Genomic DNA, 16,694 nt, shown 5'->3' with positions numbered 1-16,694 from the left:
CCGCACCCAGACCGGACCCCGAGTCCGGTCCCGCCCCCGGGCCCGACCCCGTGGCCGTCACCGTGCCCGCCCCCATGGCCGCACCGGACCTCCCCCCGGCCCCCCTCACCGCCCCGCAGCCCCTCAGGTCGCGCCGTCTGCTGCGTGCCACCCTGCGCTGGACCGCCGCTCTGGTCGTCTTCGCGGTCGTGGGGGCCGGGACGGCGTACGGGATCGCGGGGATGGAGCGGACCGATGTCCCCGGCCTCGGGACCGTGTCCGACGGGCGGTGGGCGTATCCCACGCTCACGAAGCCGCCGCTGCCCAAGGGCAGTCCCGGGCCGCTCGCCGAGGAGAACAGGACCGGCACCCACTACGCGGACCTGCGTGCGCTGGTGCTGCCCGCGCCGAAGGGGGCGACGACGGACGCGGCGCTGCGCGGAACCGACGGCTGGCTCCCGACGAAGGACTTCCTCGCGGAGTTCGGGGCGAAGGAGGACCGCGAGGAGCTGGCGCAGAAGTTCACCGAGTACGGGCTGCGCCACATCACGGCCCGCGGCTGGAGCACCGCCGACGGCACCCGCACCCGGATCTACCTGCTCCAGTTCGACACCGCGACCGTCGTCGACGAGCTCACCGGCCAGATCGCCCCTTACGGCGGCCCCGGCTACCAGCTGCGCGGCGCGGCCGACTCGGTCTCCGACGACCACTTCCCTCCCAAGGCCCAGATCGAGGACGTCACGCACGTCGTCTACACCGAGCCCAAGCCGTACGGCGCCGAGCAGACCCGGCACGCCTACCTGGCCGTCGGCGACGTGTTCGCCCTGGTGATCCAGGACCGCAAGGGCACCGCGAACCCCGTCCCCTTCCAGCAGACGGTGACCCTGCAGAGCCAGCTGCTGGCGTGAGGAGGCCCGCACGGTCCCCCGGGCCCCGGCCGCGTAAGCTGGGGCCCGGCCCGTGTACATGCACCGCACTCCGCTCATCCGAGGAGCACCCCGTGGAGATCTTCTTCGAAGCCCTGCTGGTCCTGGTCTGCGTCGGCGTTCTCGCCTTCGCCTACCTGACCGTGAAGAAGCTGTACCAGGGCCAGCGCTGACCCCCCTCTAGGAACCGCCACTCATGATCGAGATCCCGTCCGACCTCCACAAGGACCTCGTCCCGCTCGCCTTCCTGCTCGGCAACTGGGCCGGCGCGGGCGTGCACGACTTCCCGGGCTCGGAGAAGTGCAACTTCGGCCAGGAAGTGACCTTCAGCCACGACGGCCGGGACTTCCTGGAGTACGCCTCCCGCACCTGGGTCCTGGACAACGACGGCAACAAGGTCCGTCCGCTGGAGACCGAGCACGGCTTCTGGCGCATCGACTCCGACCGCAAGGTCGAGGTGACGATGGTCCGCGACGACGGTGTCGTCGAGATCTGGTACGGCGAGATGGCCGACCAGAAGCCGCAGATCGACCTGGTGACCGACGCCGTCGCGCGGACGGCCGCCTCGGGGCCGTACAGCGGCGGCAAGCGCCTGTACGGCTACGTCAAGAGCGACCTCATGTGGGTCGGCGAGAAGCAGACCCCCGAGGTCGAGCTGCGCCCCTACATGTCGGCCCACCTGAAGAAGGTCGTCACCCCGGAAGAGGTCGAGCGCTGGGCCAAGGCCCTGCCCGACGATATGCCGGACGACGGGATCGCCTTCTTCAAGTAGGTCCCGCGCCGGGAGGTCCTAGACTTTCGGGTGTGGTGAGCACCGACTGGAAGAGCGACCTCAGGCAGCGCGGCTACCGGCTGACGCCGCAGCGCCAGCTTGTCCTCGAAGCTGTGGACACCCTGGAGCACGCGACCCCCGACGACATCCTCACGGAAGTGAAGAAGACGGCGTCGGGGGTCAACATTTCCACGGTCTACCGGACCCTGGAGCTCCTGGAGGAGCTCGGTCTGGTCAGCCACGCCCACCTCGGGCACGGGGCGCCGACCTACCACCTCGCCGACCGCCACCACCACATCCACCTGGTCTGCCGCGACTGCCAGAACGTCATCGAGGCGGACATCAAGGTGGCCGCCGACTTCACCGCGAAGCTCCGGCAGGAGTTCGGCTTCGAGACCGACATGAAGCACTTCGCGATCTTCGGCCGCTGCAAGGACTGTTCTCTCAAGGCTTCAACTACCGAGTCGTAGGCTTAGTCATATGAAGAGCCCTCTGCTGTCCCTGCCCGGCGCCGTCCCCGCCGAGGGCGTGGACGAAGGCGTCGCCGCGCACTACGGCGACCTGTTCCGCGAGCAGCGCGCCCTCGCCGACGGCACCGGATTCGTCGACCTCTCGCACCGCGGGGTCGTGTCGGTCTCCGGCGAGGACCGCCTGAGCTGGCTGCACCTGCTGCTCACCCAGCACGTCAGCGACCTGCCCACGGGCCAGGCCACCGAGGCGCTGATCCTCTCCGCGCACGGGCACATCGAGCACGCGCTGTACCTCGTCGACGACGGCACGACCGTCTGGGCGCACGTCGAACCCGGCACCCAGGGCGCGCTGATCGCCTACCTGGAGTCGATGAAGTTCTTCTACCGGGTCGAGGTCGCCGACCGCACGGACGAGTTCGCGATCGTCCACCTCCCCGCCGGTTCCATCGCCGAGGTGCCGGAGGGGGTCGTCGTACGCGAGACGCCGTACGGCCGTGATCTGTTCCTGCCCCGCGCGGACCTGGAGTCGTACGCGGAGAAGTCCGGCCCCGCGGCGGGGCTGCTCGCCTACGAGGCGCTGCGCGTCGAGCACCACCGCCCCCGCCTCGGCTTCGAGACCGACCACCGCACCATCCCGCACGAGCTGGGCTGGATCGGTACGGCCGTCCATCTCCAGAAGGGCTGCTACCGCGGCCAGGAGACCGTCGCCCGCGTCCAGAACCTGGGCAAGCCGCCGCGGCGCCTGGTCTTCCTGCACCTGGACGGCAGCGAGGTCCATCTGCCGCCCGCCGGCGCCGACATCCGGCTCGCGGACGAGGGCGCCGAGGGCCGCAAGATCGGTTTCGTGACGACGTCCGTACGGCACCACGAGCTCGGCCCGGTCGCGCTCGCCCTGGTCAAGCGGAACGTCCCCCTGGACGCGCGGCTCGTCGCCGACACCACGGCCGCGGCCCAGGAAGTCGTCGTGGAGCCGTAGGACGACAGGACGGCAGGACGCGTCACGCGCAGTTCTCGCCGGCGCCGTCCAGCATCACCCACACCGAGTCCTGGTGGGCCGGGTCGGTACCCGGTGGCAGCCGGGTGCCGACCCGGCAGACCACGTCCGCGCCCGCCTTCGCCGGGACCAGTACCGCCCTGATCACCCCGGCGAACTGGTCCTCGCCGGCCGGACCGTGAGGGGTCACATCTCCAGCAGGACCGTGAAGGGGCCGTCGTTGGTCAGGGACACCCGCATCCGGGCGCCGAAGCGGCCGGTGGCCACCGTCGCGCCCAGGGCACGGAGCTGGGCGACGACCTCGTCCACGAGGGGCTCGGCGATGTCGCCGGGGGCGGCCGCGTTCCAGGTGGGGCGGCGGCCCTTGCGGGCGTCGCCGTAGAGGGTGAACTGGCTGATCACCAGCAGCGGGGCGTCGATGTCGCTGCACGACTTCTCGTCGTGCAGCATCCGCACCGACCAGAGTTTGCGGGCGAGTTGGGCCGCCTTCTCCTTGGTGTCCTCATGGGTGACCCCGACGAGGACGCACAGCCCCTCGCCGCTGATCTCCCCGACCGTCTCCCCGTCGACGACGACGCTCGCGCCGTCCACCCGCTGTACCACTGCACGCATGCGCCCATCATGCCGGTCCCGCGGGAAGCGCCCGTGCCCGGGTTTGCACGTGATCCTTAACCCCCCATCTGGGGCTGTTCGGGGCCGTTCGGGGGCACTCGGTCACATAGGGCCCACTTGGGGTGGCACGATGCTTCCACACGCCGGTCGAGGGGACGGTAGAGGCGCATGAGCACACCGAGTACCGGGCAGCATTCCGGGCCCGTCCGCGTTGCCCACGGGGCGGAACCGGAGCCACTCCGGCCGCCGGCGCAGCGCACGGACAGCCCGCTGCTGCCGCCCGGCCCACCCGAGCAGGATCTCGCCACGCTGAGCCTGCCCGAACTGCGCACCCTGCGCAGGGACGCCCAGCGGGACGAGGCCGACCTCAGTTATGTACGGCGGCTGTTGCAGGGCCGTATCGACATCCTCCGCGCGGAGCTGCTCCGCCGGTCCCCGGCGGGTCCGGTGCCCGAGCGGCTGCCGGAGGCCTCCGTGGTCGAGCGGCTCCCGGAGATCCTCACCGACGCCCCGGCCCGGCACCGCTCCTCGGCCCGCCACGTCCGACTGGGCACCCCGCACAGCGAGGAGTACCGCCTGCTGGCCGCGGAGATGCTCGCCGAGGTGGAGCTGTCCGACCTGTCCGCCCGGACCGACCTGGAACTGAGCACCGCGATGGGCCGGCTCGTGCGGTACGAGCAGCAGGTCTCGGGACGCCGGCAGCGGCTGCAGCGGACGGCGGACGAGTGCAGCGGGGAGATCGCACGACGGTACCGGGAGGGGGAGGCGCAGGTGGAGGACCTGCTGACCTGACCGAGCTGCCGTCCGGGGGTGCGGAAAAACCGCGCGACACTCCCGACCCGCCCGCCTACCGTGGCCCCATGAGCGCCCCAGCCGACATCGACGTCCGTCCGGTCACCGAGGCCGAGTACCCCGAGTGGCTGCGTGCCGTGCGGGCCGGGTTCCTGCGGGAGCCCGTCGTGCCGACGGCGGAGCTGGAGGCACGCAGGGCGCAGTTCGAGCCCGGTCGCTTCATCGGCGCCTTCGAGGGGGACCGTTGCGTGGCGACCTTCCGGTCGTTCGCCCAGGAGGTCACCGCGGTCGGGGGCGGGCTCGTGCCGGCCGACGCGATCTCCGCCGTCACCGTGACCGCCACGCACCGCCGGCGTGGTCTGCTGACCCGCATGATGAGCCAGGACCTCGCCGCCGCGAAGGAGCGCGGAGACGTCCTGGCCACGCTGATCGCCGCCGAGTACCGGATCTACGGCCGGTACGGCTTCGGCCCCGCCACCTCGGGCACCGAGTGGACGGTTGACGTCCCGCGCGCCGGCCTGGACCCCCGGGGCCCGGATCTGGACGGCGGCCGTATCGACCTGGTGGACCCCGACGAGGTACGCAAGCTCGGTCCCGAACTGCACGACCGGATGCGCCGGACCACGCCCGGGGCGATCAGCCGAAGCGACTGGTGGTGGCAGCTGAACACGGGGGCCGTGCGCACCGAACCGGGGTGGACCGAGCCGTTCTTCGCGGTGTACCGGGCGGCGGACGGCACGGTCGAGGGGCTGATGGCGTACGAGGTCGACGACAAGTGGGCCGACACCATGCAGCCGTCGAACACGGCGAGCGTGCGGAGCCTGATCGCCTCCAGCCCCGCCGCCGAGCGGGCCCTGTGGCACTACCTGTGCTCGATCGACTGGGTCATGCAGGTCAAGAGCGGCTGGCGGGCCCCGGACGACCTGCTCCCGCACCTCCTGCCGAACCCCCCGGCGGCCAGGATCAGCATGCAGGCGGACTGGCTGTGGGTGCGGATCCTGGATGTCGTACGGGCCCTGGAGGCGCGGACGTACGACGGCGAGGGCGCGCTCGTGCTGGAGGTCGTGGACGGGTCCGGCCTGGCCGGCGGCCGCTACCGGCTGGAGGCCTCGCCGGACGGGGCGTCCTGTACGACGACCTCGGCGAGCGCCGATCTGACCCTGGACGTGCGGGAGCTCGCGACGCTGTGGCTCGGGGACGAGTCGGCGGTGCGGCTCGCGGCGCTGGGGCGGGTGCGGGAGGAACGAGCGGGCGCCGGCCGGGTGGCCGACGCCCTGCTGCGTACGTCCAGGCGGCCTTGGTGCCCGGACATGTTCTGAGGCCTCCTGCCGGTCGACGACGGCTGACTGTTCATCCGTAGCTGTGCTCTTCAGTTGTGGCTGTACCGGTGGGGCTCTTCAGTTGTCGGTGTTCAGTTGTGGCTGTGCAGACCGACCGGGCTCCCGGCTCCCCTCCGGAAGGGAGCCCGATCAGCCGGATCCTGGGCCCGACGGGCGGGCGTCATCCGGACGGCGTCATCTGGACGGCGTCATCCGGACTGGGCGAGCAGCATCACGAGGATGACCGCTCCGATGCCACCGATCGCGACGTTCTTCGACTTGACGCCGATGGTCAGGGCGAGGAACGCGATGATGCCCATCGCGCCCCACTTCCACTGGACGAGCGCTTCGAAGCCGACGGCGAGGGCGGCGATGGCGACGGCGATGAGCGGCATGACGGTCCCCCTTCGGGACGGCCCCTGTGCGGGACGGTGGCCCCTGTCGATCGCCGAGTGGCCAACCTTGTGAAGTTTTGACCATGTCCCTCAAGGTTGACCAAGTTGGCGACCAACTTCACTGTACTTATCTCCACTTGGATGCGTCTCATAACCACCTTCCAATGAACTGCCGCAAGATGGCGAGAAGTTGTAGTGTTTGGTCGTGGACCCGAAACGCGCCTCCGTCAATGGACGGAAGAGGTCACAGCGGCCACAGAAGTCACATCGTGAGGTGGCCGACGAGCTCCGCGCCCGGATCCGGTCCGGCGCGCTGCGGGCAGGTCAGCGCATGCCCACCCAGGCGCGGCTGGCCGATGAGTTCGGCGTCGAGCGGGGAGTCGTACGGCAGGCGCTGTACCTGTTGCAGACGGAGCAGCTGCTCACCAACGTCTCCAAGGGAAGCCCCGCGACCGTCGCGCCCGACCTGGGGCTCAGCCGGGCGACCGCAGGCCCGGGGGCCGCGCCGCAGCCCACGATGGTCACCCTCGGCCCCCGTATCGCCGCCGCCTTCGCGGCCCCGCACGTCGAGATAGACGCCCTGTGCCTGACGTCGGTCTCCCTCAACCTCGCCGTCGGCGAGGGGCTGCGGCAGATCCACGCCGGACGACTGAATCCGGCCAAGGTCGACGTCCGCGTCCTGCTGCCCGGCCGGGACATCGACCTCGCCTTCCCGGTGCCGGTCGAGGGCCGCGGCGAAGACGACCCGGTCCACGAGCGCTGGCTGGCCCAGCGCAACGCGCAGGGGCAGGTCCTCCAGCACAACCTCCTGGCCCTGCGGGCCACGCACGGCATAGACGTGCACGTCTCCTTCCGCGCCCTGCCCTTCACACCACCGGTGAAGCTGTACCTGCTCAACGGCAACGAGGCGCTGTTCGCGTACTACACGCTGTCCCGCCGCGAGGAGGAGATCGACGACGAGCACCTGGAGCTGTTCGACTCCGAGGGCACCCAGTCGATGCTGTTCGCCTTCGAACAGGGCGCGGGGCTGCGGGACACGACGTTCGTGGAGCAGTCCCATCTGTGGTTCAACGCGCTGTGGGAGACCATCAGTTCGGAGCTGGTGCTCACGAGCTGAGGTCTCCCACGCGGGCGGATCCGGGTGTGCTCGGGTCATAGGGCGGGCCCCGCGACCAACAGGGCGAGCACCACGGCCCCGGTCGAGCTGATCGCGGGGTTCTTGGCCTTGATCCCGATGGTGAGCAGGAGCATCCCGATGATGCCGCTGGCTCCGTACTTCCACTGCAGGGTCTGCTCGACGCCGACGACGAAGACGGCGGAGAGGAGGGCGAGGGCCGGCATGGTGGTTCCCCCTTCAGGCTTCGGGGCGGGCGAGGCGGGCAACGCGGGCAGTGCGGAGGCAAAACTTCCGCCAACTCAACCAAGTTGGCAACCAACTCCATCTATGTTGTCCCCACTTGGTGGCAGTTGATAAACAACTTCGGAACAACTCCCCATAGATGGATTGGAGTTGTACCGTTTGGTCGTGACCCAGGAGAACGTGGCAGTGAACGGCAGCAGAAGGCTCTCGCCCCAGGAAATCGCCGACACCCTGCGGGAACGCATCCGCGCGGGCGAGCTCAAGGCCGGCGACCGGCTCCCCACCCAGGCCGAACTCGCGGAGGAGTTCGGGGTGGAACGGGGCGCGGTCCGCCAGGCGCTGCGCGCACTGCAGGAGGACGGACTGCTCAGCAATGTGAGCAAGGGGAGCCCGCCGCGGATCGCGGAGGTACCGGTCACCCAGGAGGGCCCGCAGCCGACGATGGTGGCCCTGGCCCCCCGCCTGGCCGACGCGTTCGCCAGTCCTCACGTCCGGATCGACGCGGCCTGCCTGACGGCGGAGACGCTGATGGTCGCCCTGAGCGAGCCGGTCCGCCTCATCCACGAGGGCCGTCTGCACCCCGAGTCCATCGACGTCCGCATCCTGCTGCCCTCCCGCGACATCAACCTGGCCTTCCCGGTACCGGTGGAGGCCCCCGACGACGACAACCCGGTCCACCAGCGCTGGCTGGAGATGCGCAACGCCCAGGGTCACGTCCTGCGCCACAACCTCCGCTCCCTGCGCTCCTCCCACGGAATCGACGTCAAGGTCAGATTCCGGGCCCTGCCGTTCACCCCGCCGGTGAAGCTGTACCTGCTCAACGGTGTGGAGGCGCTGATCGCGTACTACATGGTCGCGCGCAGGGAGGAGGCCACCGACACCGGAACGCTCGACATGTACGACGTCCTGGGCACGGAGTCGCTGCTGTTCTCGTTCGAGAAGAACTCGGGGAGCGAACGGGACACCCAGTTCGTGGAGCAATCCCAGAAGTGGTTCAACGCCCTCTGGGAAACCATCACGACGGACCTGACACTCTCCTAGTGACTCCTGAGACGACGCACACTGAACCGGTGACAGCAGAGACAGCACGACTCGCATCACTGGTCGCCTCCGCTCGGTATGTGCTCTGGGACATGGACGGGCCCATCTGCAGGTTGTTCGCGGGGTATCCGGCACACCAGATAGCCGGTGAACTGGTCGATAAGATCGACCGGTTGGGCATGGGCGGACTGCTGACTACGCAGGAACGATCCGGCAATGATCCGCACGATGCCTTGCGTGGTGTTCACGAGCGGCGCCGGGGGAGTGACCTGATCCTCGAGCTTGAGGAGTGGTTGACTCGGCGGGAACTGACGGCCGTTGCCACGGCGATGCCTACACCGTACGCGGATCCGTTGATCAGGACGTGGTCGTCCTACGGCGTCAGATTCGCGATCACCACGAACAATGCCGCCGCCGCGGCAACGGCGTACATCGAGAGCCGTCGGCTGGCGGACTGCTTTCCCCACGTCTACGGCCGCACGCCGAACCTCGACCTGATGAAGCCGAACCCGTACTGCCTGGAACAGGCCATCAAGGCCATGGGAGCCGTGCCCTCGGCCACCTTGATGATCGGTGACGCTCCCACAGATCTCCAGGCGGCACGACAGGCGGGGGTCGCCTTCCTGGGCTACGCGCGTAATGAGGACAAAGAACGGATGCTGAAGAAGGCGGGTGCCGAGGTCATCGTCGACTCGATGGAGCGGGTGCTGAAGGTCTTGGGCGACCTTCCCTGAGCTGTGGGTCACAAGATCTGCAAGTAACCGGTCCACTGCGCCGACCACCCCCGTCCACTTTGATGGCGCTGATCAACTTGCAGTCCAATTGGACTGGTTGTCTTGAGATTGGTTGTGCCCCGAGTGCTTGATCGACTAACCGGCCGACAAATATTGGTCTGTTGACTGCATCGGATTGACTGGCGTTGGACTGCAAGCTGTTTGGATGGCCGGTGAGGGAGGTACGGTCGCGATGTGAGCGAACAACGCGGCAAAGGAGCCACCATCCTGGCGGCGCTGCGGTCCCGTATCGCCGACGGCGAGTACCGGCCGGGTTCCAGCCTCCCGCCGCAGCGTGCGCTCGCCGACGCGTTCGGAGTCTCGCGCGACACGATTCAGCGCGTCCTGGATGAGCTGAAGACCGAAGGCTGGATCGAATCCCGGCAGGGCAGCGGCTCGAGGGTTCGGGTGACGCTTCCCATCCATGTGGCCACGCAGTCGCAGTCGAAGGTGTCCCCCGGTCGTATCGCGCTCGGGCCTTTCATCGCCCGCGCCTTCGCACAACCAGTCGTGGAGCTCGACGTCTTCACGTTCACCTCGGAAAGTCTCGACACCCACATCCGGGTGCAGGCCGAGGCGATCCGCAACAGTCAGATCCCTGCCCCGAAGCGCATCGCCCTCCGCATACTGTTGCCGTCCGACAGGGTCGAGCTCCCGTATCCGCGGGCCAGGGCATCGAAGGGCCTCTCCGCCGGCGAAGTGACAGAACTGGACCGGATCCTTCAGGCTCGGACCAGGGAGATCATTCGTCGGCACACATCCTCCCTGCGCAACGCTTTGCGCAACCTCAAGACGGACGGACTGGTGCCTGATGTGGAGGTGCCGGTCCGGGAGGTGCCGCTCGTGCCGACCCACAAGCTGTACTTGCGGCGCGGCGTGGAGGGGTTGTTGGGCCCGTACAAGATCGTGGAGCGCACGATCCTGATGGACGACGACACCGAGATCGATGCCTGGGACGTCCTGGGACTGGGGTCGACCTTGATACGACTGGCCAATGACGAGGGCGATCCCGGCGCCACCGGTTCCGTGTTCATGCAGAGCTGGCAGGAATGGTTCGACTCTTGCTGGCACCGCTATGACCTGTCCTGACGGGGGCGCCTGTTCGTGCACACGTCTCGAACTGTGTGAAGCGAAGGAGTGAAGACCGTCTCAACTGGGTAGCCAGTTCTGAATAACTCTCGTGTCGAGGCCACTTGAGCACTACAGTGTGGTCCCTCTCGTGCTGCGCATGAAAATCGGAGGCGCCGCATAGTTGCTCAGGAGTGCGCCGTGGGTGTTCCATCCGGGCCCGCTACCGCGTTCGCGGGGCGGGCGGCCCGCGAAGCGCTCGGTGAGCTGGTTTCCCATGCCAAATCGGCTGGGCGACTCACCCGTGGTCACCACAACCTGAACTACATCGTTCCGCCCCCACCCTGGCTGGATCCTCTGGCGAATCTCAAGTTCGTCATGGTGCGCGAGCGCCAGCGTGCCGCCCTGCCGGTCGTGATTCGCACCTGGCAGGACGAGGCGGAGATCCTCAAGGCGATCTCAGGGGCCCTTCCGCACGTACCGCAGTGCCTGTTGAAGTACGGCGACACGGCGGTCATGAGCTATGTGGACGGCGTCCCCCTGTCGAGCGTCTGCCCCAACGGCAAACGGGTCGACCAGCATCTGGTTCGGGCCCTGGCCGAACTGCTGGCGGACATGACGCAGGTCGGCCGGAAGGAACTTCCCCCTCTGCCGCAGTACTGGCCCCGGTCCAGCCGGGACAGCAGGGCCTTTCTGCGCACGCTGGCCCTGGCCACGGAATCTCAAGTCCGGCAGCGTAACTGGCGAAGGTTCGGCGGTCTGTTCGCGATGCTGGGCATCCCCGAGGACGCCATGGTGCGGTTCGCCGAGCGGGTTCCTGCGATGATCAGCCGCCCGTTCAGCCTTCTCCACACGGATCTGCATCGCGACAACGTCATTGTGTCGTACGAGGCGGGACCCCCGTTGATCTGTGTGGACTGGGAACTCTCGAGCTACGGTGACCCGCTGCACGATCTCGCGACCCATCTGGTGCGCATGGGCTACCCGGGGGACCAGTGGGACGAGGCGGTCGACGCGTGGCGCTCGGCCATGGTGGTGCGGCGCCCGAAAGCCGTCAACGGTCTGGAGCGCGACCTGCGGCACTACGTCGCGTTCGAGCGCGCCCAGTCCGTCTACCCGGATGTGATGCGTGCCGCTACATCCCTGGGCGAATCGTTCGATCAGAAGGATTTGGACGCCGCGACCGAAGCGGTGTTCTGGGCGCTGCAGGCAGCCGAGGAGCCCCTGAGACTGAAGAACGTTCCGGACGAGAAGGCCATCGAACGCATCCTCTTCCGCTGGAACGTGTCCCACGGCAAGCGCCACAGCCGTGATCGCGCGGTGTCGTCGATCTCGTGGGAACGCGACAAGAACGTCCCCGAACATCCCAAGTTCCCCGCTACGGCGGTACAGGAAGCCCTGTTCGAGGAGGGAGCGGCCTCAGCCGAACGAGTGTTCAAGGGGACGGCACACCTCAGTACGGCGGTGCGGGTCGAGGGGGTGGAGTACCCGGTGATGGTGCGGCGCAAGGTGGCGGCCGGCAACACCCGGGAACGCCGGTTCTTGAACGAACACGTCGTATTGCGGGCGATCGAGGACTCGGGCGTCGCGGTGCGCGCGCCCCGTGTACTGGCGCTGGGTATCAGCGAGCTGGGAGACCAGTTCACCATCCACTCCTTCGAAGGACCGGAGGGAGAGATCCGGGCTCCCGCCCACCCTGAGGGCGGCCTTCTGCCGCACGAGGCGGACGACCTCGTGAACCAGCTTCACGCCCTCACACAGGTCGACTGCGGAAAGCTGGCAGAAGATGTCAACTCCTTGGCCGCCGGGTTCCATGCGCAACTGTGCGACGAACTCATCCGGATGGTGTCCGAACTACCGAAGGAGACCCTGCAACTGGCGGGGCAGCTAGGGCTTCCGACGAGCAGTTTTCGCCTCGAACAGATCCTTGGTCGGCATACGGTGGCTCCTCGACGTGCCGTGCTTCTCCATGGAGATCTCAATCCCTGGAACATGATCCGCCGTGAGGACGGGACTGGGCTGACGCTGATCGACTGGGAGATGGCGATGGTGGGTGACCCTCTGTACGACCTGGTCCGCCATATGCACCTGACGCCGACCCTGCCCGAGATCCGAACACGCCTGTTCGATCGGTGGTCGCACCTGTTGCCGGAGGACTGCACGATGGGCTGGCGTCGGGACTGGCGCGTGTACCGCTGGATTGAAACCGTCCGCTCCGCCTACGTGGATCTGGACCGGCTGGTGACTCGGGACAGCCTTGAAGCCCCCAACGTCAGCAGGGCGGTGGACACCTACGCCATGACGCTGACCGCAGCGACCGCGACACTGGGGCTCAGCTCCAAGTCGACGACCAACCCCTACCTTGCGCTCGCGCTGCCGCATGTGCACCGGGAGAAGGCGTCGGCCGGAAACTGATCCGCACAACTTTGTGGGGACCACTGCCAGTTGCCTGAATGTGGGTGGAAGCTGGTCCGGTATCGATGGGGGGCGGCCTGTGATTATGAGGGGTGGGGTCGATGACGGTGGGCGAAAGGTGCAGGAACTGAAGAGCGCCCTGCTCGCGGACATCACGGAGGGCGAGTACGACGAGGGGAGACTCCTGCCGTCGCAGCGCAAGCTCGCCGAGAAGTATCAGGTGTCCCGTGACACTGTTCAGCGTGTGCTCGGCGTTCTGGCGCGCGAGGGCTGGATCGAGTCGCGTCAGGGCAGGGGATCGGTTGTGCTGCGCACTCAGACCGTCCGATCGCGGGTGCGCGGGAACACCGCCGCGAAGCGTGTGACCCTCGGGCCCCTGATCGCGTCCGCGTTTACTGCGCCCGATGTCACGCTGGACGTGTTCACGCTCACGTCAGAGGTGCTCTATACCCATGTGCGGGTGCAGGAGGAGCGCATCCGGGCCGGGGAGATCAGGCCGGAGACGGTCACCATTCGCGTGCTGACGCCGTCCGACGACGAGCCACTGCCCTATCCACGTGCCCTGGATGGCCCCGGCGACGACAGGCCGCAGAGGCACCTTACGGGCATCAGGAGATATCACACGGACAACCTCGTCCGTCGCCTGCAGGATCTTGACCGGGACATCGACGGCCTGACTGCCACGGTGGAGATCCGCAGAGCCCCTCTCGTGCCCTACTCGAAGCTCTACATCTTCAATGGGGCCGAGGTGGTGACAGGCCCGTACGTGCCGACCGAGCGGCCCTTGACCCTCGACGACGGAACCTGTCTGGACGTTGTCGACGTCATAGGACTCGACTCGACACTGACCCACTGCGCCAAGGACGACGACCCCGAGTCCCAGGCCTCGCTGATCGTGAGCAGCTGGCAGAAGTGGTTCGACTCGACGTGGCGGCTGCTGGCGACGTAAGTCCAGTGGCAGATAGTTGACCGTAATTGGATTGAGGGCACCCCCGAACGTCTGACCGGCCGTCGGCGCGTACGAAATGACCCTGCCACTGCGTAGGCTCACCCCCATGACCGCCCCCGGCCTCCGCGAGCGCAAGAAGCGGCAGATGTACGAGACCGTCTCCGAGATCGCCATCCGGCTCTTTCTGGAGAAGGGCTTCGACGCCGTCTCCGTGGCCGAGATCGCCGCTGCCGCCGAGATCTCCAAGCCGACGCTGTTCCGATACTTCCCGGCGAAGGAGGACCTCGTCCTGCACCGGATCGCCGATCACGAGGACGAGGCCGCGCGGGTCGTGGCCCGGTCGGACGAGGCGCCGCTCGTCGCCCTGCGGCGGCATTTCCTGGAAGGGCTGGAGCGGGGCGACCCGGCCACTGGGCTCAGTGATCACCCCGATGTGCTCGCCTTTCACGCGTTGCTCTACGGCACCCCCGCTCTCGTCGCACGGGCCCATGGCCACCTGGAACGGCAGGAGACCGCGCTCGCCGAGGTGCTCGGGGGTGACCTCGACGCACGGCTGGCGGCGGGGCAGATCATCGCCGTGCGGCGGATCCTCGCCATGGAGAACTGGCGGCGCATCTCCGAGGGGGAGCGGATCGAGGACGTGCGCGGGGATGCCGTGGCCGCGGCCGAGCGGGCGTTCGGGCTGTTGGCCGGCGGACTGGGACGGCTCGCCTGAGCGAGAGTCGGTAATAAATTTAACTCGGTTGCGTTTTTTCGCGTACGCTCGTCCCCATGACGTCAGCCGATCCCGCTCCCCGTCTCGCCCTGAAAGAGTCCCTCCACCTCGAGCGCGCCCATCACGACCGTTGCCGGGCCGCCCTCGCCGCCATGGTCGACGGGGCGCAGGAGCAGGTCGTCGTCGGCGAGGACGTGTCCGCCTCCGGGGCCGATGCCGAAGTGCTCGGTTACCGGCTGCGCAGTCGGGCCAAGGAGATGCGGGAGCTGCCCGAAGGGCCGTTGTTCTTCGGGAAGCTGGAGTTCGACGCGGGAGAGCATGCCGGGCAGGCGTATCACCTGGGCCGGGTGCGGATCACCGAGCACCCCGCCGCCCCGCCTCTCGTGGTCGACTGGCGTGCGCCCGTCTCCCGCGCCTTTTACCAGGCGAGCGCTCACGATCCGCAGGGGGTCGCCGTGCGGCGGCGGTTCGGGTGGGCGGCGGGCAGCCAGGGGGACTCCGCCGACCTCACCGGGCTGGAGGACGAGCGCCTGAGCAAGGGGGAGTCGGGGCCCAGCGCAATCGTCGCCCGCGAGATCGAGCGGCCCCGTGTCGGGCCCATGCGGGACATCGCCGCGACCATCCAGCCGGAGCAGGACGATCTCGTACGCGGTGACCTCGCGCTCTCCGTGTGCGTCCAGGGCGCTCCCGGCACCGGCAAGACCGCCGTCGGGCTGCACCGGGCCGCCTACCTCCTCTACACCCACCCGCAGCGCATGCGGCGCGGCGGGCTCCTCGTCCTCGGGCCCAACCGGACCTTCCTCTCCTACATCTCCCAGGTGCTGCCCGCGCTCGGGGAGAGCGGCGTGCGGCAGGCCACGCTCCAGGACGAGATCGCCCGGCATCCGGTCACGGCCGACGACACCCCTCGCACCGCCGTCCTCAAGCACGATCCACGCATGGCGGAGGTGCTGCGCCGGGCGCTGTACGCGCGGGTGTCGACGGCGGAGGTCAACCCCCTGGAGATCAAGGACGGTTCCTACAGCTGGCGGGTCGGCGCCGGTGAACTCGCGCGGATCGTGGCGGACGTACGGCAGGAGGAACCGCCGTACGGGGTCGGGCGGGAGCGGGTGCGGGGGCGGGTGGTGCGGAGCGTGCAGTTGCAGGCCGAGCGGCGCGCCGGGCCGCAGAACGGCGCCTGGGTGCAGCGGATCTCGCGGTCCCGGGTGATGGGGGCGTTCCTGGACGCCGTGTGGCCCAAGGTGCGACCCGAGGAGGTCGTGGCCGGACTGCTCAGCGGCAGTGTGGAGTTGGCTGCCGCCGCGGACGGCATTCTCGACGCCGAGGAGCAGAGGGACCTGCTGTGGGCCAAGCCGCCGAGGTCGTGGAAGTCGGCACGGTGGTCGGCGGCCGATCTGGTGCTGCTCGACGAGGTCGCCGGGCTGGTGGAGCATCCTGAGGGGTACGGCCATCTCGTCGTCGACGAGGCGCAGGACCTGTCTCCGATGGAGTGCCGGGCGATCGCCCGCCGGGCCCGGTTCGGGTCGGTCACCGTGCTCGGGGACCTGGCGCAGGGGACCACGCCCTGGGCGGCCCGTTCGTGGCACACGGTCCTGCGGCATCTCGGCAAGCCGGACGCGGCCGTCGTACCGCTGACCGTCGGGTTCCGGGTGCCGCGGGCCGTCGTCGAGCTCGCCAACCGGCTTCTGGGCCAACTGGACGTGGACGTGCCCGAGGCGCGATCCCTGCGCGGGGACGGCGAGTTGAGCATCTGGCCCACCTCCCTGGACGCCTTGCCGGGCGCGGTCGTGGAGGCCGTACGGGAGTCGCTCGCGCACGAGGGGTCGGTAGGGGTCGTCGCGGCCGATGCCGACGTGACACGCGTACGGCAGGCCCTCGACGCGGCCGGGATCGCCGCCGCCGGCCCGGACGAGCCGGGTGCGCGGGTCAGTGTCGTACCGGCCGGTGTGGTCAAGGGACTTGAGTACGACCATGTCGTGGCCGTCGAGCCGGCGGCGATCGCGGAGGAGGGGACAGGGGGGCGGGGGTTGCACCGGCTGTATGTCGTCCTGACCCGGGCGGTGTCCCGGCTGGCGGTGGTGCACGGGCGGCCGTTGCCGTTCTAGGCCGCGGCC

Annotated in this window: 18 protein-coding genes; 14 read left to right on the top strand and 4 right to left on the bottom strand. The window is 68.7% G+C overall.

Annotated elements, in window-relative coordinates; translation table 11 throughout:
* Nucleotides 1–74: 74 nt before the first annotated feature.
* The 4 genes from M2163_RS24290 (at nucleotide 75) to M2163_RS24275 (ending at nucleotide 3,123) form a co-directional block, all read left to right on the top strand.
* Nucleotides 75–887: a hypothetical protein gene (locus M2163_RS24290; RefSeq protein ID WP_280895015.1), complete on the top strand. Its 813-nt coding sequence runs from the start codon at nucleotides 75–77 to the stop codon at nucleotides 885–887.
* Between the two features lie 214 nt (nucleotides 888–1,101).
* Complete coding sequence (locus M2163_RS24285; protein ID WP_053846074.1) at nucleotides 1,102–1,677, top strand: FABP family protein; 576 nt, start codon at nucleotides 1,102–1,104, stop codon at nucleotides 1,675–1,677.
* 32 nt (nucleotides 1,678–1,709) lie between these two features.
* On the top strand, nucleotides 1,710–2,147 hold the full coding sequence (locus M2163_RS24280) for a transcriptional repressor (RefSeq protein WP_057608747.1): 438 nt from the start codon (nucleotides 1,710–1,712) through the stop codon (nucleotides 2,145–2,147).
* A gap of 10 nt (nucleotides 2,148–2,157) precedes the next feature.
* Complete coding sequence (locus tag M2163_RS24275) at nucleotides 2,158–3,123, top strand: folate-binding protein (protein WP_280850728.1); 966 nt, start codon at nucleotides 2,158–2,160, stop codon at nucleotides 3,121–3,123.
* 22 nt (nucleotides 3,124–3,145) lie between these two features.
* On the opposite strand, the gene M2163_RS24270 is transcribed toward M2163_RS24275, so the two are convergent.
* Nucleotides 3,146–3,331 carry a hypothetical protein gene (locus M2163_RS24270; RefSeq protein WP_280895014.1) on the bottom strand — a complete coding sequence of 62 codons (186 nt, stop codon included), beginning with the start codon at nucleotides 3,329–3,331 and terminating at the stop codon, nucleotides 3,146–3,148.
* The gene (gene dtd, locus M2163_RS24265; protein ID WP_069765012.1) at nucleotides 3,328–3,753 is read right to left on the bottom strand and encodes a D-aminoacyl-tRNA deacylase; all 426 of its coding nucleotides are present in this window, start codon (nucleotides 3,751–3,753) and stop codon (nucleotides 3,328–3,330) included. Before dtd ends, M2163_RS24270 begins: the two co-directional genes overlap by 4 nt.
* Before the next feature lie 168 nt (nucleotides 3,754–3,921).
* Between dtd and M2163_RS24260 the strand changes: the two genes are divergently transcribed.
* Nucleotides 3,922–4,545, top strand: a complete 624-nt coding sequence (locus M2163_RS24260) for an aerial mycelium formation protein (RefSeq protein ID WP_280850729.1) — start codon at nucleotides 3,922–3,924, stop codon at nucleotides 4,543–4,545.
* A gap of 68 nt (nucleotides 4,546–4,613) precedes the next feature.
* Nucleotides 4,614–5,864, top strand: a complete 1,251-nt coding sequence (locus M2163_RS24255) for a GNAT family N-acetyltransferase (RefSeq protein WP_280895013.1) — start codon at nucleotides 4,614–4,616, stop codon at nucleotides 5,862–5,864.
* Nucleotides 5,865–6,073: 209 nt separating this feature from the next.
* Here M2163_RS24255 and M2163_RS24250 read toward each other — a convergent pair whose 3' ends face one another.
* A complete protein-coding gene (locus tag M2163_RS24250) occupies nucleotides 6,074–6,259 on the bottom strand; it encodes a hypothetical protein (protein ID WP_280850731.1) in 186 nt (61 codons plus the stop codon).
* 199 nt (nucleotides 6,260–6,458) lie between these two features.
* Here M2163_RS24250 and M2163_RS24245 point away from each other — a divergent pair, with 199 nt between their 5' ends.
* Entirely contained in the window at nucleotides 6,459–7,376 is a 918-nt protein-coding gene (locus M2163_RS24245; RefSeq protein ID WP_280895012.1) for a GntR family transcriptional regulator, read from the top strand.
* Nucleotides 7,377–7,411: 35 nt separating this feature from the next.
* Here the strand turns inward: M2163_RS24245 and M2163_RS24240 are convergent, their stop codons facing one another.
* Entirely contained in the window at nucleotides 7,412–7,600 is a 189-nt protein-coding gene (locus M2163_RS24240) for a hypothetical protein (protein WP_053851924.1), read from the bottom strand.
* A 178-nt stretch (nucleotides 7,601–7,778) separates the two neighbouring features.
* Between M2163_RS24240 and M2163_RS24235 the strand changes: the two genes are divergently transcribed.
* The 7 genes from M2163_RS24235 (at nucleotide 7,779) to M2163_RS24205 (ending at nucleotide 16,685) form a co-directional block, all read left to right on the top strand.
* Nucleotides 7,779–8,660: a winged helix-turn-helix domain-containing protein gene (locus M2163_RS24235; protein WP_280854156.1), complete on the top strand. Its 882-nt coding sequence runs from the start codon at nucleotides 7,779–7,781 to the stop codon at nucleotides 8,658–8,660.
* Nucleotides 8,609–9,394 (top strand): HAD family hydrolase, encoded by a 786-nt coding sequence (locus M2163_RS24230; protein ID WP_280850733.1) that lies wholly within the window; start codon nucleotides 8,609–8,611, stop codon nucleotides 9,392–9,394. The genes M2163_RS24235 and M2163_RS24230 overlap by 52 nt, the downstream gene beginning before the upstream one ends.
* 234 nt (nucleotides 9,395–9,628) lie before the next feature.
* Nucleotides 9,629–10,522, top strand: coding sequence for a GntR family transcriptional regulator (locus M2163_RS24225; protein WP_280850734.1), 894 nt, complete (start codon nucleotides 9,629–9,631; stop codon nucleotides 10,520–10,522).
* Nucleotides 10,523–10,702: 180 nt separating this feature from the next.
* On the top strand, nucleotides 10,703–12,916 hold the full coding sequence (locus tag M2163_RS24220) for an aminoglycoside phosphotransferase family protein (protein WP_280895011.1): 2,214 nt from the start codon (nucleotides 10,703–10,705) through the stop codon (nucleotides 12,914–12,916).
* 118 nt (nucleotides 12,917–13,034) lie between these two features.
* The gene (locus M2163_RS24215; protein WP_280895010.1) at nucleotides 13,035–13,865 is read left to right on the top strand and encodes a winged helix-turn-helix domain-containing protein; all 831 of its coding nucleotides are present in this window, start codon (nucleotides 13,035–13,037) and stop codon (nucleotides 13,863–13,865) included.
* A gap of 106 nt (nucleotides 13,866–13,971) precedes the next feature.
* Complete coding sequence (locus M2163_RS24210; protein WP_280895009.1) at nucleotides 13,972–14,580, top strand: TetR family transcriptional regulator; 609 nt, start codon at nucleotides 13,972–13,974, stop codon at nucleotides 14,578–14,580.
* 56 nt (nucleotides 14,581–14,636) lie between these two features.
* A complete protein-coding gene (locus M2163_RS24205; RefSeq protein WP_280895008.1) occupies nucleotides 14,637–16,685 on the top strand; it encodes an AAA family ATPase in 2,049 nt (682 codons plus the stop codon).
* The last annotated feature ends 9 nt before the right edge of the window (nucleotides 16,686–16,694 follow it).

It is taken from the genome of Streptomyces sp. SAI-135, assembly GCF_029893805.1.
Lineage (GTDB): Bacteria > Actinomycetota > Actinomycetes > Streptomycetales > Streptomycetaceae > Streptomyces.
Note: the sequence above shows the minus strand (reverse complement) of the source record. Positions and strands in the feature narration are given on the sequence as shown.